This is a genomic window from Pseudomonas sp. S3_A09 (genome assembly GCF_054668065.1).
Map to the genome: position 1 here is coordinate 158,104 of NZ_CP162752.1, position 16,971 is coordinate 175,074.

Genomic DNA, 16,971 nt, shown 5'->3' on the forward strand with positions numbered 1-16,971 from the left:
CGCTCTATATCGATGGCTGGCGGAGCGCCTGGAACGCGGTTAGTATTCAAACAATATTTTAAAAACAAGAAACAAAAGCAGTCCATGACGCATCCCCGGCCAACCTCCTAACTTGTTACAAAGCTTTACTGGGGCGGCTGACGGCAGCGTCGAGACTGAAGGCGTATTCATGACAGATACCCCCGCGCACCCAGGCTTGATCTCCCTGCAAGGCATCGGCAAACGCTATCAGCTGGCCGGGCAGCACCTGTCCATTCTCAATGATGTGTGCCTGTCCATCGCCCGCGGCGACAGCTGCGGCATCCTCGGCGCCTCCGGCTCCGGCAAAAGCACCCTGCTCAATATCCTCGGCCTGCTGGACCTGCCCAACTGTGGCCAATACCACTTTGCCGGCCACGATATCTTCACGGCCACGCCCGACCAGTTGGCGGCCATCCGCAACCAGCAGATCGGTTTTGTGTTCCAGAGCTTCAACCTGTTGCCACGCCTCAGCGCTCTGGACAATGTCGCCCTGCCCCTGAGTTATCGCGGCGTGTCGCGCCATGAGTCGGTGGAGCAAGCCCTGCGCATGCTCGAACAAGTCGGCCTGGCCGACCGCGCCCACCATCGCCCCGCCGACCTGTCCGGCGGCCAGCGCCAGCGGGTTGCCATTGCCCGGGCGCTGGTAGGCAAGCCCTCGGTGATCCTCGCCGACGAACCCACCGGCAACCTCGACAGCACCACCGCCCAAGACATCATGGAACTGCTGCTGACGCTCAACCGCGAACAACAGGTCACCCTGATCATCGTCACCCATGACCCACACATCGCCGAGCGCCTGGACCGCAAGATCCTGGTGCGCAATGGCGTGGTGCAAGAGGCCGGGTGCCCATGACCGAGCGGGTAAAGAGCAGCCTGCGGGTCGAACAGAACTTCAGCCAACTGCTGCATGAAGCCTTCGTCAGCCTGCGCACCCTGGGCAAGCGCTCGATCCTGGCCCTGCTGGGTATCGTGATCGGCAGCTCGTCGGTGGTTGCGCTGATCAATATCGGCCACAACGCGGCAGTGGATGCCGCGATGATTTTCAAGGACATGGGCACCGACACCCTGATCGCACAGTTCCCCCCCAAAGGCGCCAGCACTGTCCCGATGCCCGCCCGCCTCGACCTGGACGCCGTGCGCCAGACGGTGCCGGGCATTGCCCATGTCGGCGCCCTCACACTGTTCAGCGGCCCCATCGTGTTCCATGGCCGTACCGTCAACGCCAACTTAGTCGGCAGCACCCCGGACATCAAGGACGCGATGCGCTTGGCGTTGCAACAGGGGCGCTTCCTGTCGGGTTTCGATGCCAACGAAACCTATGGTGTGATCGGCGACCAAGTGGCCCAGTCACTCGGAGCGCCGGGTGACCCGTTGCGTTTGGGCGATCGCGTGCGCATCAACGACTACCTGTTCCTGATCGTGGGCATCCTGCGCAGCCAGCCACGGGCGATGCTGATGCCGGTGCAAGCCAACGAGTCGCTGTTCATTCCCGCCGAAGGCATGCGCCGCATCTATGCAACGCCGCAGATCGGCAACCTGATCATCCGCGCTGCGCCCGGCCAGGACATGGAGCGTATCGCCAAGGACGTGGCTGTCGCGCTGCAACCCCAACTGACCGACCACGATGTGGACATCCAGGTGCCCCAGCAGATGATCGACGGCATGACCCGGCAAAGCCGCACCTTCGCCTACCTGCTGCTGGCCCTGGGCGCAATCTCACTGGTGGGCGGTGGCGTGGGGGTGATGAACGTGATGCTGATGAACGTTTCGGAGCGCCGCCGCGAGATCGGCATCCGCATGGCGCTCGGCGCGCGTCAGCGAGATATCCGCAACCTGTTCCTGCTCGAAGCCGTGACCCTCACCGCCGTCGGTGCCCTCTGCGGCGCCGTGCTGGGCCTGACCGCCGCCTGGTTGTACGCCTGGCTGTCGGGCTGGGAATTTGCCCTGGCGATTGCTGCCTTGCCATTGGGGGTGGGCAGTACGTTGCTGGTGGGGTTGTTCTTTGGCATCTACCCGGCGGTCTCGGCCTCACGTTTGCAGCCGGTGGAGGCCCTGCGCGATGAATAAATGGCTCTGGCTGCTCGTCTTCGCCAGCCTGCCCGGCATGGCCGCCGACGTGGTAATCAAGCCATCGGCACCCAGTACGACCCGCAGCGGCTATGACCGGGGCGTCTCGTTGAATGCCCAGGTCACCAGCCTGACCCTGGGCGACGCGGTGTACCTGGGTCTGCGCAACAACCCGGCGATCCGCAGCGCCTACCTGCAACGGGTGGCGCAGAAATTCGACCTGCGCGTGGCCGAAGACGAGTTCAACCCCAAGCTCACCCTCAACAGTTATTACCGCAGCACCCGCGGCTCGGCCGACAATGCGCGCAATGCCAACGTGGCGCCGGCCACCAGCCTGCTCGGCGAGTACGGCACGCGCCTGAGCATGGCCTGGACCCAGCAGTTGAACAACGCCGACCGCGCCGGCCGCTACCGCAGTGACGGCCTTGACCTGGCGATCATCCAGCCGCTGATGCGCGGCGCCGGCTGGGACGCCACCACCGCACCGCTGCGCCTGTCACGGCTGTCGGAGCAGGCCAACCGCCTGAACCTCAAGGCCACCGTGGCACAGACCATCAGCCAGATCATCGCCACCTACCGCGAACTGCTGCGCGCCCAGGAGCAGTTGAGCATCGTGCAGGACGCCCTCAAGCGCTCCGGCACCTTGCTGGAAGTGAACAAGGCGCTGATCAATGCCGGGCGCATGGCTGAGTTCGAGATCGTGCAGACAGAAGCCGATATCGCCACCCAGCAACTCGGCGTGGAAGAAGCGCAGAACCAACTGGACACCAACCGCCTGGCCCTGCTGCGCCTGCTGGCCCTGGACCTGTCCACACCGATTCGCGCCACCGAAGCCCTGGAGGCCAGGCCCATGCAGATCGACAAGCGCCAGGCCTTTACCCTGGCCCAGACCCAGCAACCGGAGTACCTGGCGGTCTTGCTCGGCAGCCAGCAGGCCGACCTCAACCTGGTAATCGCCAAGGACTCCGGGCGCTGGCAGGTGGACTTGGTGACCGGTGCCAACCAGATACGCGCCAACACCGATAACAACGCCGGCCGTTCCAACAACCGCACCTGGGACAGCTACGCCGGGGTGCAGGTGCAAATCCCCATCGGCGACATCAGTACGCGCCAGGCTGAAGTGCGCGCGCGGGTGAATGTGGAGGATCAGGAGATCCGTATCACCGACGCGCGCCAGGCCCTGGAGCGCAGCGTCAATGATGTGGTGCGCGACCTCGGTACCCGTTGGCGCCAATATGAAATCTCCCAGCGCGCCGTGGAGTTGTCGCGGCGCAAGATCGAGATCGAGCGGGAAAAACTCAGCGCCGGACGTTCCACCAACTTCCAGGTGCTGAGTTTCGAGACCGACCTGCGCAACGCCGAAAACGCGCAGCTGAATGCGCTGATCGCTTATTTGAACGCCCAGACCCAGCTCGACTTGACCCTGGGCATGACGCTGGAAAGTTGGGAAATTGCCCTCAATGACTACTAATCAGAAACGCCTGCTGGGCGCTGTACTTATTCTCTTACTGGGCGGCGCGGTCCTGACCTTGCGCAGCCCTGCCTCCGATCCGGTTGGCACCCAAGAGCAGTGGCAGGCCGTCAAGCCCGAGGCGTTGGTGCACCAGATCGGCCTGGTCGGCAAGATCGAGCCCGACACCACTATCACCCTCACCGCGCCTTTCGACGGCAATGTGCAAGCCAATCTGGTGGAGCAAGGCCAGCGCGTCGAGGCCGGCCAGGTACTGTTGCGCATGGACCCGGCGACCCTGGAGGTGCAACTGCGCGACGCCCTTTCCGCCCAACTCAAGGCCCGGCGCACCGTGCAGGAAATGCAGGACTGGGACAACGGCCCTACCGTCACCCGCGCGCGCCGCAGCTTACGCACCGTCGAAATGACAGCCGGTAATACCCAGCGCAAACTTACCGAAAGTGAAAACCTGTTCAAGCGCGGCATCATCCCACGCAACGAACTCGATGACCTCAAGCAGCAGACCCAGCAGCAACAGCTGGACCTTGCCTCCGCGCGCAGCGAACTGCAGCAGGCCATCGACCAGGGCAAGGGCGAATACCGCCAGATCGCCGACATGGAACTGACCAATGCCACGGTGAAATACGACGCCCTGCACAAGCTGCTCGAAGGCAAGGAAGTCAAGGCGCCGTTCTCCGGCATTGTGGTGCCACCACCCGGCAATAATTCACCTCAGGCTGGCGGCAACAACACGGCCCCGGTGCAAGCCGGCAGCAAGGTCAGTCAGGGTCAGGTGCTGTTTGGCCTGGCGAACATCGAACGGCTTAAAATCGTCGCCAAGGTCTCGGAGCTGGACATCAACCAGTTGCATCAGGGCCAGGCAGTGGAAGTGCTGGGGGATGGTTTTGACGGCGAGCGACTGACTGGCTCGGTAAGCGTGGTGAGCGGCTTGGCGATTGCCGGTGACAGCCAGGGCAGCGCGCAGTTTCCAGTGACCCTGTCGATCCCCAAACTCACGCCGCAGCAGTTGCAGCGGGTGCGGCTGGGGATGAGTGCGCGGTTGACTATTGTGACTTACAACAATGCGCAGGCGATTGTGATTCCGAGCCAGGCGATCCGGGCGGATAAGACGGTCGAATACCGCGAGGCGATGGATAAGCCGTCGGAGCGGGTGAAGGTGACCACCGGGCAAGCGACGGCCCAAGGCGTGGAAGTGTTCGGCCTCAAACCCGGCTTCGTGAAAACAAACCCCTTGTAGGATCTGCCTTGCCCGCGAAGCCGACCTGACAGCCAACCTCTCTCCAACTGTTGCCCCGCGATCCAAATGTGGGAGCGGGCTTGCCCGCGAAGGCAGCCTGACAGCCACCCACTCTCCTACTGTTGCCCCGCGATCCAAATGTGGGAGCTGGCTTGCCCGCGAAGGCGGCCTGACAGCCAACCACTCTCCTACTGTTGCCCCGCGATTCAAATGTGGGAGCTGACAAGCCCGCTACAGGGTGAGTCGTGCGGCCAGCGCCTTGGCTTGCAGCGCTACATCCGTCACTGCGGTGCTTTCCCACCACATCCCGCGCAACGGCGGGCCCATGGCGAACAGGCGCCGGCTGATAGTGCCCTCGGCGTCCAGCACCGCGCCCGACGCATCCGCCGCAATCCCCAACGCCAGCGGCCCGGGGCGGACCAGTCCACGTTTGAGCAATTGCTGCGGCAGCGGACGAGCCACACGGCGCCAGTCGTATTCGATGCCGCTGGAGTTGATCAGCGCTGCACCCGAAACCAGGGTGATGGCTTGCTCGCCGCGATGACGCAAGCGAATGGTCACGCCTTCAGCCGAAGGCTCCAAGCCCTTGAAGGAGGCTGCCCGAATCCGCAAACGCCCCTCATCATGCAAGCGTGCCACCAACTGCGCGCTCAACGGCGGCGAACGGTGATGATGGCTTTCCCACCACGGCCGCACATGCCGCACGAACTGGCGTTTCTCGCGCTCGCTGGCCTGGCTCCACAGGCGGCCGATGTGCGCGCGCACGGTGTCCAGCGGCGCTTGCCAATCAATGCCCTGCGTTTGCGCGATAGCGCATTGCCGACGGACTTCGCGCAACAACTGCCGTGGGCTGCGCAGACGGTGATCCTCGCCGAGAAAATCCACCCAGCTCGGCGGTTGCCGGCGCACATGGGGCAGCAAGCCGTGACGCGAGAAAACCTCGACGGGCCCGCGATGCCCGGCCTGTTCCAGGGAGACCACGGCGTCGACCATAGTCAGCCCCGACCCGATGATCAGCACCGGCGCTTGTGGGTCAATCCCGGTCATCGCCTTGACATCCCACGGGTCCACCGCCGCCGCGTTCAGCCCTGTGGATTCAGTCTGTGGTGTACGGGCCGCCGGGAACATGCCGGTGGCCAATACCGCAAACCCGCCGCGCAGTTGCTGGCCGTTATCGAGGGTCAGCAGCGTCGAGGCTTCCTCCACTTGCAGGTCGACCACTTCGCCGCGCACGTGCTCGACGCTGGATGCGGACTGCGCCCTGGCCTCAGCCAAGCGCTGCTGGGCGTACAAACCAAAAATCCCGCGCGGCGGGAACAGTTCGCTGATCGGCACGCGTTGCTGGTCGGACTCGGGCCAGCCACCAGCGCCGATGTAGTCGGTGAGCCATTGGGTCAGGTCGTCGGCATTGTCCGGATCGACACTCATGCGCGCCGCATTGCCGTTCAGGGTATGGCCCAGTTCGACAGCACTGTAGGCCTCGCCGCGCCCCAGTTCCGCGCGCGGCTCGATCACCAGGATCCGGCGTTGGCCAGGCAGGCGCAGCAGTTGCACGGCCAGCATCGTGCCGCTCAGGCCGCCGCCGATGATCAGTACATCAGCGTTGCGGATGGATTCAGTCATGCAGAGTCGCCCTTACCGTTTGCCCAGATAAATGTCATGCAAGTCACCCCGCGCCAACAGTTCAGCGGCACTGCCACTCAAGGCCACGCGCCCAGTATCCAATACGTAGCCGTGGGACGCATAGTTCAGCGCGACGTTGATGTTCTGCTCGGCGATCAGGAAGCTCACCTGCTGCTCGCGGTTGAGCTGACCGATGATCTCGAAAATCTCCTGCACGATCATAGGCGCCAAACCCATGGACGGCTCGTCGAGCAATACCAAAGTAGGACGGGTCATCAACGCCCGGCCGATGGCGACCATCTGCTGCTCGCCGCCCGAGGTGAGGCCGGCGCGGGTGTGGCGCTTGGTCTTGAGCCGTGGGAACCAGGCGTAGAGGCGTTCGAGGTCGTGCTCCATCTCCTGGCGGCTCAGGCGCCGGACAAAACCACCGCTGCGCAGGTTATCTTCCACGCTCAGTTGGCCGAACACATGGCGACCTTCCAGCACGTGGACCATGCCCTGGCGCACGCGCTGGCTGGGGTCGATGCCGGCCAGGTCGGTGCCAGCGTATTCGATCGTGCCCCGGCTGACCTCGGCCCGCTCGGCACGCACCAACCCGGAGATGGCCTTGAGCGTGGTGCTCTTGCCGGCGCCATTGGCACCGAGCAAGGCCACGATCGCGCCCTTGGGTACGCTCAGCGACACACCGGCTACCGCGAGGATCGCGCCGTCATAGATCACTTCGATGTCGTTGACGCTTAACAGTGCCTGGCTGGCGGATTCAGCGGCGGGCTGGCTCATGGTTTATTCATCCCCGGTGCAGGTACGCGGCGTCAGACCTTTTTCCTTGGCGAACGCTGCCGATTTGTCATCGATCAGCGGGCGCAACAGCGCGCGGTCGGCGGCGATCCAGTCGCTGATCAGCGTCCAGTTGGCGCCGTCCCACTGTTGCACTCGCGCCGACCCACCACCTTCATGGTCGCGGCACGACAGCTTGAGGTTCTGCATCAGGCCCAGGTAGCCCATGTCCTTCAAGCGCGCATCGTCGATGTTCAGGTGCTCCAGGCCCCAGCGGCCTTCTTCGCCATTGAGCGGGCGCTTGCCGAACTTGGCCTGGCCGGTGCGAATCGCTTCTACCGCCACGGCGGCGTTCACCAGGCCGGAGTTGTAGTAGACGCTGCCGAAGTTCTTCAGGTCCTTGAGGTCGCTGTGGCCCTTGTCGAGGATGTACTGCTTGAGGCGCTTGTGGATCTCGAAATCAGCCCCGGCCGGGTATGGCGTGAGGGCCAGGTAGCCCTTGGCGGCGGCACCGGCGGGCAACACGTCTTCGCTGGAGCTGGCCCAGATATCGCCGATGATGTGGTCGACCGGGAAGCCGAAGCGCGCGGCGGTCTTTACCGCGACCGGCGTGGACACACCCCAGGTGCGCAGGAACACCCAGTCCGGGTTGGCCTGACGCACCTGCCGCCATTGCGCGGATTGTTCGTTGCCGGGATCGGCCACCGGAATCTGGATGTTTTCGAAGCCGTACTTTTCCGCCAGCAACTTCAGCGGGCCGAGGGTTTCGCGACCATAGGCCGAGTCGTGGTAGACCGTGGCGATCTTCTTGCCCTTGAGTTTGTCGAAGCCGCCTTCGCGCTGGGCGATGTAGTTCACCAGCGTCGATGCCTCGCTGTAGAAGGTCAGCATCACCGGGAAGTTGTAAGGGAACACGGTGCCGTCAGTGGCTTCGGTGCGGCCGTAGCCGAGGGTGATCAGCGGGATCTTGTCGACCTCCGCGCGCTCGCTCAGCGCATACGCCGCTGGCGCGCCGTTGGGCTGGTAGACCGCGACCGGCGCGCCATCCAGGCCATTCTTGAAGCGCTCATAGCACTCGATGCCCTTCTCCGCCGTCCACTCGGTTTCGCACTCCTGCCACACCAGCTTTACGCCATTGATGCCGCCTTCGACCTCGTTGATATAACGCAAATAGTCGATCATCCCGGCCCACACCTGCACACCGCTGGAGGCGTAGGCGCCCACGCGATAGGTGGCCAGGGGAATGAACTGCTGGTCCGGCGAGGCCGTCGCCTGGGGGACCGCACCGGCCAGGGTTGCCAGCGTAAACGCGGCGCCGATCAAGGAACGTTTCAAGGATGCACGCATGGGGGCTCTCTATCAGTCAGTAAAATAAACAGTCAGTCGAAAAGGCTCAGAAACGCAGCGGCCACTGCCGCACACGGTCACGCAGGTTGTGCAACAGGCGAATCAAACCCTCGGGTTCCTTGATCAAGAACACGATGATCAACACGCCAAAGATGATTTTCTGCAGGTTCTGCAACTGCCCCGCATCCACCGAACCGCCGAAGAGTGCCTGGCCGGCATGGCTGAGGAAGATCGGCAGCAGGCTGATGAAGGCCGCACCGACAAAGTTGCCGGCGATGCTGCCCATGCCACCGATAATGATGATGAACAGGATCTGGAAGGAACGATTGATATCGAAGCTACTGGCGCTGGCCGTGCCCAGGTAGGCAAAGGCCCACAGCGCGCCGGCAATCCCTAAGTAAAACGAGCTGACCGCAAACGCCAGGCGCTTGTAGCGCACCACCGGGATGCCGACCACGGCGGCGGCGGTGTCCATGTCACGGATCGCCATCCAGTTGCGCCCGACCTGGCTGCGCACCAGATTTATCGCGGTCCAGGTCAACAGCAGCACGGTGACCAGGGTCAGCAGGTAACGGCCCAACGGCGTGTTGAGGTCATGACCGAACAGCGCCAGCTTCGGCGCGGAAATGGTCCCTGACGAACCGTAGTTGTAGAACCAGGGGAACTTGACGAACAGCCACTCCAGGAAAAACTGCGCGGCCAGGGTGGTGACCATCAGGTAGAAGCCCTTGATCCGCGAGCTCGGCAGGCCAAACAGCAGGCCGACCAAGGCGCTGATGATGCCACCGCCGAGCAGAGCCACCGGCAACCCCAGCTCCGGCAGGCGCAGCAAAAACCCATAGGTCGCAAACGCGCCGACGGCCATGAAGCCGGCCGCCCCCACTGAGGTCTGGCCGGTGTAGCCGGTGAGCAGGTTCAGGCCCAGCCCGGCCAGCGACAGCACCAGGAACGGGATCAGGATCGCGTTCAGCCAATAGTCATTGCCCCACAGCGGCACCACGATAAAGGCCAGCGCCAACAGGCCGATCAGGGCCCAGGGGATGCGCCGCTGAATCAGCAGCAACGGCGCGGTGTCTTGAGCAACGGGGATCGACATGGTTTCAGACTCGCTCGATGGCGCGCTCGCCGAACAGGCCGGCGGGACGGATATACAGGAAGGCCAGGGCCAATACATAGGCGAACCAAGGCGTGATGCCGCCGCCAATCAATGGGCCGATGTACACCTCGGCGAGGTTCTCCGCCGCGCCGACAATCAGCCCGCCGACAATCGCCCCGCCAATCGAGGTAAACCCGCCGATGATCAGCACCGGCAAAGCCTTTAGCACCACCAGCGACAAGGAAAACTGTACGCCCTGGCGCGCGCCCCACAGCAGGCCAGCCACCAGCCCGACGATGCCCGCCACCGCCCAGACGATCTGCCAGATGCGGTTGAGGTTGATGCCGATGGACAGCGCCGCCGTGGTGTCATCCGCCACCGCACGCAGCGACACACCGATGCGGGTCTTGTTGAACAGCAGCGCCAGCACGGTCACCAGCACCACAGCGGCGGCGGCAGCGATCAGGTCGAACTGGCTGAGCATCAGCGGGCCAACGAACAGCGGCACGTCGTCGATGCCCAGGTCAAGGGCGCGCACCTGGGAACCCATCAAGCCCTGGGCCAGGCCTTCGATAATGAACGACAGGCCCAATGTGGCCATAAACAGGGTGATTTGCGAACGGTTTACCAGCGGCCGCAGCACCAAACGTTCGATGAGCAAGGCGCCGACGATCATCACGATCACTGTCACCAGCAGCGCCAGGGCAAACGGCACGCCTTGGTCATGCAGGCTGACGAATGTCAGCGCGGCAAACAGCAGCATCGAGCCCTGGGCGAAATTGAACACACCACTGGCCTTGTAGATCAGCACGAAGCCGATGGCAACCAGCGAGTACATGGTGCCGGCGAGCAGGCCGCCGAGCAGGGTTTCGAAGAAGAACGTCATGCGTTTACAACTCCCAGGTAGGCCGCGATCACCTCGGGATTGGCCTGCACGTCGGCTGGTGTGCCGTCGCCGACCTTGCGCCCGTAATCGAGCACCACCACATGGTCGGACAGGCCCATCACCACGCCCATGTCGTGTTCGATCAACACCACGGTAGTGCCGAGGTCGCGGTTTACGTCGGCGACGAAGCGCGCCATTTCCTGTTTTTCTTCGGCATTCATGCCAGCCATGGGCTCATCCAGCAGCAACAGGCTCGGCCCTGCGATCAACGCCCGGCCGAGTTCCACGCGCTTTTGCAGGCCGTAGGACAGGTTGCCCACCAACACATCGCGATGGGCTTGCAGCTCAAGGAATTCGAGAATGCCCTGGGCCCGCAGCCGGAATGCTTCGGCTTCTCGGCGTGCGCGGGGCAAGCCCAGGGCCTGTTCGATAACGCTGCTGCGCATGTGGCGCGACAGGCCGGTGAGAATGTTGTCGAGCACGCTCATCTTCTTGAACAGCGCGTTGTTCTGGAAGGTGCGGCCAATGCCCCGGCGCGCGGCCCCCAAGGGGTCGATGCGGTGGAAGTGCTGGTCTTCGAAGACGATCTCGCCGGCGTCGAAGCGATACACACCATTGAGCACGTTGAGCAGCGAGCTTTTACCGGCACCATTGGGCCCGATCAGCGCGCAGATTTCGCCGCGCGCCACCTCGAAGGACAAGGCATTGATCGCCTTGACGCCCTTGAACGACAGCGAAATATCCCGCACTTGGAGAATGGCCTGGCTCATGCGATGTCCCGCTTGAATTCCGCCAGCCACGCCGGCGAAGGGGTGGATTTGACGGGTTGCCAGATATACGCCAGTCGCTGGAAACCCAGGAGTTTGCGCACGCGGTTTTTCAGCAGGCGACGCAGGCCGCTTTGAGGATGGGCGATGGCCCAGTCGCAGAGGCGCCGACGCCAGGTGCCGTGGGGCGCCAGGCGGCTTTCGATCTCGTCGGCCAAGTGCTGCAGGCGTGCGGGCGACAACAGCAGGCCGGTGGGAGCGACTTCACTGCGATCACGTCGCGCCGACGCCAGGCTTTCCGGAAAGGCCAGGCCATGGCCGCTGTTCAGCCACTGCTCCAGGACCACCGCCAGGCCGCCCTGCCAATGGGTGCCCTCTTCGCTCCACAATGAAGTTTCGCCTGTGGGGTGCCACCAACGTGCGAGGTGTTGCGCGGGCGCCAACGGACCGAGCAATTGGACGAAGTCCAACAAATTGGCCGACTGCCAATGGCGCACGGTCTGGCGGTTCTGCACATAAGCATGGGTGGGGCGAATGCGCCACAGGTGCGGCTGGAGCGCCTCGGGTTCCAGGTCATCGGCCAGGGTCAGGACCTGCCCGCCGATGGATTGCGCCGCCAGCGCCAGCAACAACAGGTTCGGCTCGAACGCACCGCTCAGGGCCAGCCGCGAGTGCTCGCCGAAACCTTGCTGGCGCAAGCCATCGGCCAGGCGCTCGACGTCACGCAATGCGTCAATCCAGCGCCACGCGTACCACTGCCCCTGGCGCTTGTGGCGCAGGGCGGTGTGCAGCGGCGTGATCTGCGCCCAGTGCTGCAGTTGTTCCAGCGCCTTGGGCAGGTTGCCGAGGAGTTCGGCAGGCCATTCCAGGACCAGCGGACGTTTGAGTTCGTGCACGCTCATAGGGGGGTTGCTCCTATTGGGTGGTGTGCGTGCGGTGGTCCGCTGGCGGGTATCGATCAAACAATAAAGATCAAACGGTGGGAGCTGGCGTGCCTGCTCCCACATTGACCGAGGTGTTTCAATCAGAGACGGGTGGCTTTGAGGTCGCGGTAGCTGGCGCCAGGATGGTTAGAGGCCAACCTCGCACCGTCGCCAAACAACTTCTCGCGCAAGGTGCCCTGGGCGTATTCGGTCTTGTACACACCACGCTTCTGCAACTCCGGCACCAGCAGGTCCACGGCGTCGATGAAGGTTTCATGGGTCAGTGCATAGGCTAGGTTGAAGCCGTCGACATCGGTCTCTTCGACCCATTCCTGCAACAGGTCCGCCACGGTTTCCGGGCCGCCGACAAACAGCGGGCCAAAACCGCCGATGCCGACCCAATCGGCCAGTTCGTTTGGCGTCCAGACTTTGTTCGGGTCCGCCGTGGAGAAGGCTTCCACCGCCGATTGAATCGCGTTGGTGTGCACGTGCTTGAGCGGTTCATCAGGCTTGAACTGGCTGAAGTCGATACCGGTCCAGCCAGAGATCAGCGCCATCGCGCCTTCGTAGCTGACGTAGGATTTGTATTCGTCAAACTTGGCCTTGGCCTTGGCGTCGGTCTCACCGACGATCACCGTCTGCAGGTTGAAGATCAGGATCTTCTGCGGATCCCGCCCGGCTTCGGCGGCGCGGCGGCGGATGTCGGCGACCGTCTTTTTCAGCAGCACCTTGGAGGGCGCGGCGACGAATACGCACTCGGCCTGTTCAGCGGCAAACTGCTTGCCACGGCTGGACGCACCGGCCTGGTAGAGCACCGGCGTGCGCTGCGGCGACGGCTCGCAGAGGTGAATGCCGGGCACCTGGAAGTGTTTGCCGACATGGCGGATTTCGTGGATCTTGCTCGGGTCGCTGAAAATCCGGCGCTCACGGTCACGCAAGACAGCGCCCTCCTCCCAACTGCCTTCCCAGAGTTTGTAGCAAACCTCCAGGTATTCCTCGGCGTAGTCGTAGCGCGCGTCGTGTTCGGTCTGGGCTTGCTGCCCGAGATTCTTGGCGCCGCTTTCCAGGTAGGAGGTGACGATGTTCCAGCCGACACGGCCCTTGGTCAGGTGGTCGAGGGTGGAGAGACGGCGGGCGAACGGGTACGGATGCTCAAAGGACAACGAAGCAGTGAGGCCAAAACCCAGATGCTCGGTGACCAAGGCCATCGGCGCGATCAGCGACAGCGGATCATTGACCGGCACCTGCGCGGCCTGGCGAATCGCCGCATCGCCGTTGCCGTTGTAGACGTCATAAATACCGAGCACGTCGGCGATAAACAGGCCGTCAAACTTGCCTCGTTCGAGGATTTTCGCCAGGTCGGTCCAGTATTCCAGATCCTTGTACTGCCACGAACGGTCACGCGGATGGGCCCACAGTCCCGGAGATTGGTGGCCGACACAATTCATGTCGAAGGCATTCAAGCGGATTTCACGGGACATCAAAGCACTCCGTTGAGGTGATAATTGCCGACGACCTGGTATTTCCAGCGCAGGGGGTCGTCGAGGGTCGACGGCAGTGCGGTGCGTTGCCCGGTGAGTTCGAATTCGGCGTTGCTCGCGGCGATCAGGGCTTCGGCGGCGGCAATTTGCGCTTCGGTGGCGGCCACCGGGCTGGGGTGGGTTTCGGCGCGTTCCAACAGGGCAGCGGCGACATCGACGCGGATCTGTAAGTCGCCAAAGCGGCTGATCACGTAAGGGTCAGCGCTTTTCTCGACATGCCGGCGGGTGCTGTCCAAGAGTTGGCGCGCAAGGCTCAGTGCGGTCATGGTTAAGCTCCTTAGTTCCAGGCGTGGCGCGCGGGTTTCACGCCGTTGAGCACGAAATTACCGATCAGGTGATATTTCCAGCGGGCCGGGTCGTGCAGGGTGTGGGTGCGCGCATTGCGCCAGAAACGGTCGAGGTTGTGCTTGCCGGTGACCGAGCGGGTGCCGGCCAGTTCGAAGAGTTTGCTGCTGGCGAGCAAGGCGGTTTCGGCGGACAACACTTTGGCCTGGGCGACGACCAGCGAGGCATGGGCGACGGAGTCTTTACTCGGCTCGGCAAGGGCGCGGTCCACCGCCTGGCCGGCCTTGGCGAGGATGGCTTCGGTGCCGTGCACCCGCCATTCCAGGTCGCCGATGGCGGCGATGGTGAACGGGTCTTGCCAGCCGTGATCCTGCTGGCTGTCGATCCATGGGCGTGCCTGGCGCGCGAAAATCTTCGCCTGCTCAAGGGCGCCGAGGGCGATGCCGGTATCGACGGCAGCCTGGATAATTTGCGAGATCGGGCCATCGGCCGTGGGTTGATCGAAGGCCAGGTGCGCAGGGACTACCGCGCTCAACGGCACGGTGACGCCATCGAGGGTCACGCCGCCGCTGGCGGTGGTGCGCTGACCAAAGCCATCCCAATTGTCGATCACGGTCAGGCCTGGTGCATCGCGCTCGACAAAGCCAATGAACGCCTGGCCGTGTTCGTTATTGCCGACCGTCGGCACGATATGGGCAAACAGCGCGCCGGTGCAGTAGAACTTCTCGCCGTTGATTTGCGCGGTTTCACCGTGGAAGCGAATCTGCGTGTCGAAGGTGCCGGCGTTTTTGCTCTTGGCTTCGGAGAAGGCGTTGCCGAAGCGGTAGCCCTGGAGGACTTTGCCGAAGTAGTGCTGCTTTTGTGCCTCTGTGGCCGTTTGCAGCAGGATGTCCACCACGCCCAAGTGGTTCTGCGGGATCTGCCCCAGGGACGGGTCGGCGGCGGAGATCAATTTGATCACCTCGGCGACCGTCACATAGGACACTCCTGCGCCGCCGTACTCTTTGGGAATGGTGATGCCCCATAGGCCGCTGGCAGAGAATTCGTCGAGTTCGGCCACCGGCAGGCGACGCTCACGGTCGCGCGCGCTGGCGTCGACAGCAAACCGTGCGGCCAGGCGCGTGGCGACTTCGATGGCTTCCGCGTCCGAGCGGATGACATGGGCAGGGTGTTGAGGGTGGGCTGACATGGGCCGACTCCAGGCTCCGAGGGGATACTGGAGTGATTGCAGGAGTCGTGCCTGAATCTAATCGCCAATAAAATCAGCGAGTTGCTGGCAATTAAGCGCAGTAGCGCGTAGTTCAAACCAGCAAAGTGTCCATCCACTGTTGCCGGGTGAACAGTTAGATCACCACGTTGCGCACAAACCGCACAGCCACATCGCCGTCATTGCGATAGCCATGGACGTGACGGCTGGCGAACATATAAAACTCACCGGCGGCAACGCGCTTCTCTTCATCGCCCACCAGCAATGTGAGGCAGCCTTCGAATACAAATAGCTGCACGCTCCAGCCATCCGGGTCGGGGTCGGGACTGTAGCGATCACCTGGCTCCAGTTGCATTTCCCATAATTCGACCTCACGCCGCGCCGTGGCCTTGGCCAACAGCACCGCTTTGCTCCCCGGAATTTCACCCGCCCAGGCCAGTTCGTTGATGCGGCTGTGGTCAGGCGCATCCGGGGCCTGGATCAGGTCACTGAAGGCTACGTCCAACGCTTCGGCGACACGGTCGAGGGTGGACAAGCTGACATTCTTTTCCCCTGCCTCGATGGCCACCAGCATGCGCCGGCTGACCCCGGATTTTTCCGAAAGCGCGGTCTGGCTCAGGTCGGCGGCGTGGCGCAGGCGACGAACGTTCTGGCTGACGTGCTGCAGGACCGAAGCCCGGTGTGGATTTTCTTTGTGCACTATATTGCTCAATGGGTGGGTGTGCGCAGTATACTGCCCAGCGTGCGGCGCATTGTGCGGTCCGTGCCTTTCCCTTGCAAGACCGAGCCGCCATGACCACCCCAAACTCCCCTTCGCGTTTCAACCGCTTCAGCAAAGCCGAATGCATCCTGGTGGTGATCACCATGATCTGGGGCGGCACCTTTTTGTTGGTGCAGCATGCGATGACCGTCAGCGGCCCGATGTTTTTCGTCGGCCTGCGGTTTGCGGCGGCGGCCATCGTGGTGGGGTTCTTTTCCTTGCGCACCCTGCGCGACCTGACCCTGTTCGAGTTGAAGGCCGGGGTGTTTATCGGCGTAGCGATCATGTTTGGCTACGGATTGCAGACCATTGGCCTGCAGACGATCCTGAGCAGCCAGTCGGCGTTTATCACCGCGCTCTATGTGCCCTTCGTGCCATTGCTGCAATGGCTGGTGCTAGGGCGGCGCCCGGGGTTGATGCCGAGCATCGGTATCATGCTGGCGTTCACCGGGCTGATGCTGCTGACCGGGCCGGCGGGCGCTTCGCTGAATTTCAGCCCTGGTGAAATCGCCACCTTGATCGGGGCGGTCGCGATTGCGGCGGAGATCATCCTGATCAGTGCCTTTGCCGGCCAGGTGGATGTGCGCCGGGTGACCGTGGTGCAACTGGCCACGGCATCGTTGCTGTCGTTCCTGATGGTGGTGCCGATGGGCGAAGCATTGCCGGGTTTCTCCTGGCTGTTGCTGTTCAGCGCAGTGGGCCTGGGCTTGACCAGTGCGGTGATCCAGGTCGCCATGAACTGGGCCCAGCAAAGCGTATCGCCAACCCGTGCCACGTTGATTTATGCCGGTGAGCCGGTGTGGGCAGGCGTGGTGGGGCGAATCGCCGGGGAGCGCTTCCCGCCGATTGCGATGGTGGGCGCGGCGTTGATTGTGGCGGCGGTGATTGTCAGTGAGATGAAGACCAAGGGGCAGAAGGCCCTCGAATTGCGCGATGAGCGGGAACAGGAACAGCAGGGATAAG

Annotated in this window: 16 protein-coding genes; 5 read left to right on the forward strand and 11 right to left on the reverse strand. The window is 63.2% G+C overall.

The window, feature by feature from the left end; genetic code table 11:
- Nucleotides 1–169: 169 nt before the first annotated feature.
- Genes AB4N92_RS00805 through AB4N92_RS00820 form a run of 4 tightly spaced genes read left to right on the forward strand, consistent with a single transcriptional unit; the run spans nucleotide 170 to nucleotide 4,796 of the window.
- Complete coding sequence (locus AB4N92_RS00805; protein ID WP_010209535.1) at nucleotides 170–874, forward strand: ABC transporter ATP-binding protein; 705 nt, start codon at nucleotides 170–172, stop codon at nucleotides 872–874.
- Complete coding sequence (locus AB4N92_RS00810) at nucleotides 871–2,088, forward strand: ABC transporter permease (RefSeq protein WP_042572135.1); 1,218 nt, start codon at nucleotides 871–873, stop codon at nucleotides 2,086–2,088. Before AB4N92_RS00805 ends, AB4N92_RS00810 begins: the two co-directional genes overlap by 4 nt.
- Nucleotides 2,081–3,559 (forward strand): TolC family protein, encoded by a 1,479-nt coding sequence (locus AB4N92_RS00815; RefSeq protein ID WP_042572134.1) that lies wholly within the window; start codon nucleotides 2,081–2,083, stop codon nucleotides 3,557–3,559. The genes AB4N92_RS00810 and AB4N92_RS00815 overlap by 8 nt, the downstream gene beginning before the upstream one ends.
- Complete coding sequence (locus AB4N92_RS00820; RefSeq protein ID WP_010209530.1) at nucleotides 3,549–4,796, forward strand: efflux RND transporter periplasmic adaptor subunit; 1,248 nt, start codon at nucleotides 3,549–3,551, stop codon at nucleotides 4,794–4,796. The genes AB4N92_RS00815 and AB4N92_RS00820 overlap by 11 nt, the downstream gene beginning before the upstream one ends.
- 231 nt (nucleotides 4,797–5,027) lie before the next feature.
- Here AB4N92_RS00820 and AB4N92_RS00825 read toward each other — a convergent pair whose 3' ends face one another.
- From AB4N92_RS00825 to AB4N92_RS00875, 11 genes are all read right to left on the reverse strand, one after another.
- Nucleotides 5,028–6,419, reverse strand: coding sequence for an FAD/NAD(P)-binding protein (locus AB4N92_RS00825; protein WP_044287361.1), 1,392 nt, complete (start codon nucleotides 6,417–6,419; stop codon nucleotides 5,028–5,030).
- A 12-nt stretch (nucleotides 6,420–6,431) separates the two neighbouring features.
- Nucleotides 6,432–7,199 carry an ABC transporter ATP-binding protein gene (locus tag AB4N92_RS00830; protein WP_042572131.1) on the reverse strand — a complete coding sequence of 256 codons (768 nt, stop codon included), beginning with the start codon at nucleotides 7,197–7,199 and terminating at the stop codon, nucleotides 6,432–6,434.
- A gap of 3 nt (nucleotides 7,200–7,202) precedes the next feature.
- Nucleotides 7,203–8,543, reverse strand: coding sequence for an ABC transporter substrate-binding protein (locus AB4N92_RS00835; protein ID WP_010209526.1), 1,341 nt, complete (start codon nucleotides 8,541–8,543; stop codon nucleotides 7,203–7,205).
- 46 nt (nucleotides 8,544–8,589) lie between these two features.
- Entirely contained in the window at nucleotides 8,590–9,639 is a 1,050-nt protein-coding gene (locus AB4N92_RS00840) for a branched-chain amino acid ABC transporter permease (RefSeq protein WP_010209525.1), read from the reverse strand.
- Nucleotides 9,640–9,643: 4 nt separating this feature from the next.
- Nucleotides 9,644–10,525, reverse strand: a complete 882-nt coding sequence (locus tag AB4N92_RS00845) for a branched-chain amino acid ABC transporter permease (protein WP_010209524.1) — start codon at nucleotides 10,523–10,525, stop codon at nucleotides 9,644–9,646.
- Nucleotides 10,522–11,295, reverse strand: coding sequence for an ABC transporter ATP-binding protein (locus AB4N92_RS00850; RefSeq protein WP_021492783.1), 774 nt, complete (start codon nucleotides 11,293–11,295; stop codon nucleotides 10,522–10,524). Before AB4N92_RS00850 ends, AB4N92_RS00845 begins: the two co-directional genes overlap by 4 nt.
- The gene (locus tag AB4N92_RS00855) at nucleotides 11,292–12,194 is read right to left on the reverse strand and encodes an AMP-binding protein (protein WP_069672535.1); all 903 of its coding nucleotides are present in this window, start codon (nucleotides 12,192–12,194) and stop codon (nucleotides 11,292–11,294) included. Before AB4N92_RS00855 ends, AB4N92_RS00850 begins: the two co-directional genes overlap by 4 nt.
- Nucleotides 12,195–12,316: 122 nt before the next feature.
- On the reverse strand, nucleotides 12,317–13,696 hold the full coding sequence (locus AB4N92_RS00860) for an LLM class flavin-dependent oxidoreductase (protein WP_010209520.1): 1,380 nt from the start codon (nucleotides 13,694–13,696) through the stop codon (nucleotides 12,317–12,319).
- On the reverse strand, nucleotides 13,696–14,022 hold the full coding sequence (locus tag AB4N92_RS00865; protein ID WP_010209519.1) for an acyl-CoA dehydrogenase: 327 nt from the start codon (nucleotides 14,020–14,022) through the stop codon (nucleotides 13,696–13,698). Before AB4N92_RS00865 ends, AB4N92_RS00860 begins: the two co-directional genes overlap by 1 nt.
- Nucleotides 14,023–14,033: 11 nt before the next feature.
- Entirely contained in the window at nucleotides 14,034–15,230 is a 1,197-nt protein-coding gene (locus tag AB4N92_RS00870; protein ID WP_236266936.1) for an SfnB family sulfur acquisition oxidoreductase, read from the reverse strand.
- 154 nt (nucleotides 15,231–15,384) lie between these two features.
- On the reverse strand, nucleotides 15,385–15,948 hold the full coding sequence (locus AB4N92_RS00875) for a helix-turn-helix domain-containing protein (protein ID WP_044287368.1): 564 nt from the start codon (nucleotides 15,946–15,948) through the stop codon (nucleotides 15,385–15,387).
- Nucleotides 15,949–16,040: 92 nt separating this feature from the next.
- Between AB4N92_RS00875 and AB4N92_RS00880 the strand changes: the two genes are divergently transcribed.
- Nucleotides 16,041–16,970 (forward strand): DMT family transporter, encoded by a 930-nt coding sequence (locus tag AB4N92_RS00880; protein WP_010209516.1) that lies wholly within the window; start codon nucleotides 16,041–16,043, stop codon nucleotides 16,968–16,970.
- Nucleotide 16,971: the final 1 nt, after the last annotated feature.

Coding starts and splice junctions, on each gene's coding strand:
- AB4N92_RS00810 (WP_042572135.1), top strand. CDS start 871: ATGACCGAGCGGGTAAAGAGCAGCCTGCGGGTCGAACAGAACTTCAGC.
- AB4N92_RS00835 (WP_010209526.1), bottom strand. CDS start 8,543: ATGCGTGCATCCTTGAAACGTTCCTTGATCGGCGCCGCGTTTACGCTG.
- AB4N92_RS00870 (WP_236266936.1), bottom strand. CDS start 15,230: ATGTCAGCCCACCCTCAACACCCTGCCCATGTCATCCGCTCGGACGCG.
- AB4N92_RS00880 (WP_010209516.1), top strand. CDS start 16,041: ATGACCACCCCAAACTCCCCTTCGCGTTTCAACCGCTTCAGCAAAGCC.
- AB4N92_RS00820 (WP_010209530.1), top strand. CDS start 3,549: ATGACTACTAATCAGAAACGCCTGCTGGGCGCTGTACTTATTCTCTTA.
- AB4N92_RS00840 (WP_010209525.1), bottom strand. CDS start 9,639: ATGTCGATCCCCGTTGCTCAAGACACCGCGCCGTTGCTGCTGATTCAG.
- AB4N92_RS00850 (WP_021492783.1), bottom strand. CDS start 11,295: ATGAGCCAGGCCATTCTCCAAGTGCGGGATATTTCGCTGTCGTTCAAG.
- AB4N92_RS00825 (WP_044287361.1), bottom strand. CDS start 6,419: ATGACTGAATCCATCCGCAACGCTGATGTACTGATCATCGGCGGCGGC.
- AB4N92_RS00855 (WP_069672535.1), bottom strand. CDS start 12,194: ATGAGCGTGCACGAACTCAAACGTCCGCTGGTCCTGGAATGGCCTGCC.
- AB4N92_RS00860 (WP_010209520.1), bottom strand. CDS start 13,696: ATGTCCCGTGAAATCCGCTTGAATGCCTTCGACATGAATTGTGTCGGC.
- AB4N92_RS00845 (WP_010209524.1), bottom strand. CDS start 10,525: ATGACGTTCTTCTTCGAAACCCTGCTCGGCGGCCTGCTCGCCGGCACC.
- AB4N92_RS00865 (WP_010209519.1), bottom strand. CDS start 14,022: ATGACCGCACTGAGCCTTGCGCGCCAACTCTTGGACAGCACCCGCCGG.
- AB4N92_RS00805 (WP_010209535.1), top strand. CDS start 170: ATGACAGATACCCCCGCGCACCCAGGCTTGATCTCCCTGCAAGGCATC.
- AB4N92_RS00830 (WP_042572131.1), bottom strand. CDS start 7,199: ATGAGCCAGCCCGCCGCTGAATCCGCCAGCCAGGCACTGTTAAGCGTC.
- AB4N92_RS00815 (WP_042572134.1), top strand. CDS start 2,081: ATGAATAAATGGCTCTGGCTGCTCGTCTTCGCCAGCCTGCCCGGCATG.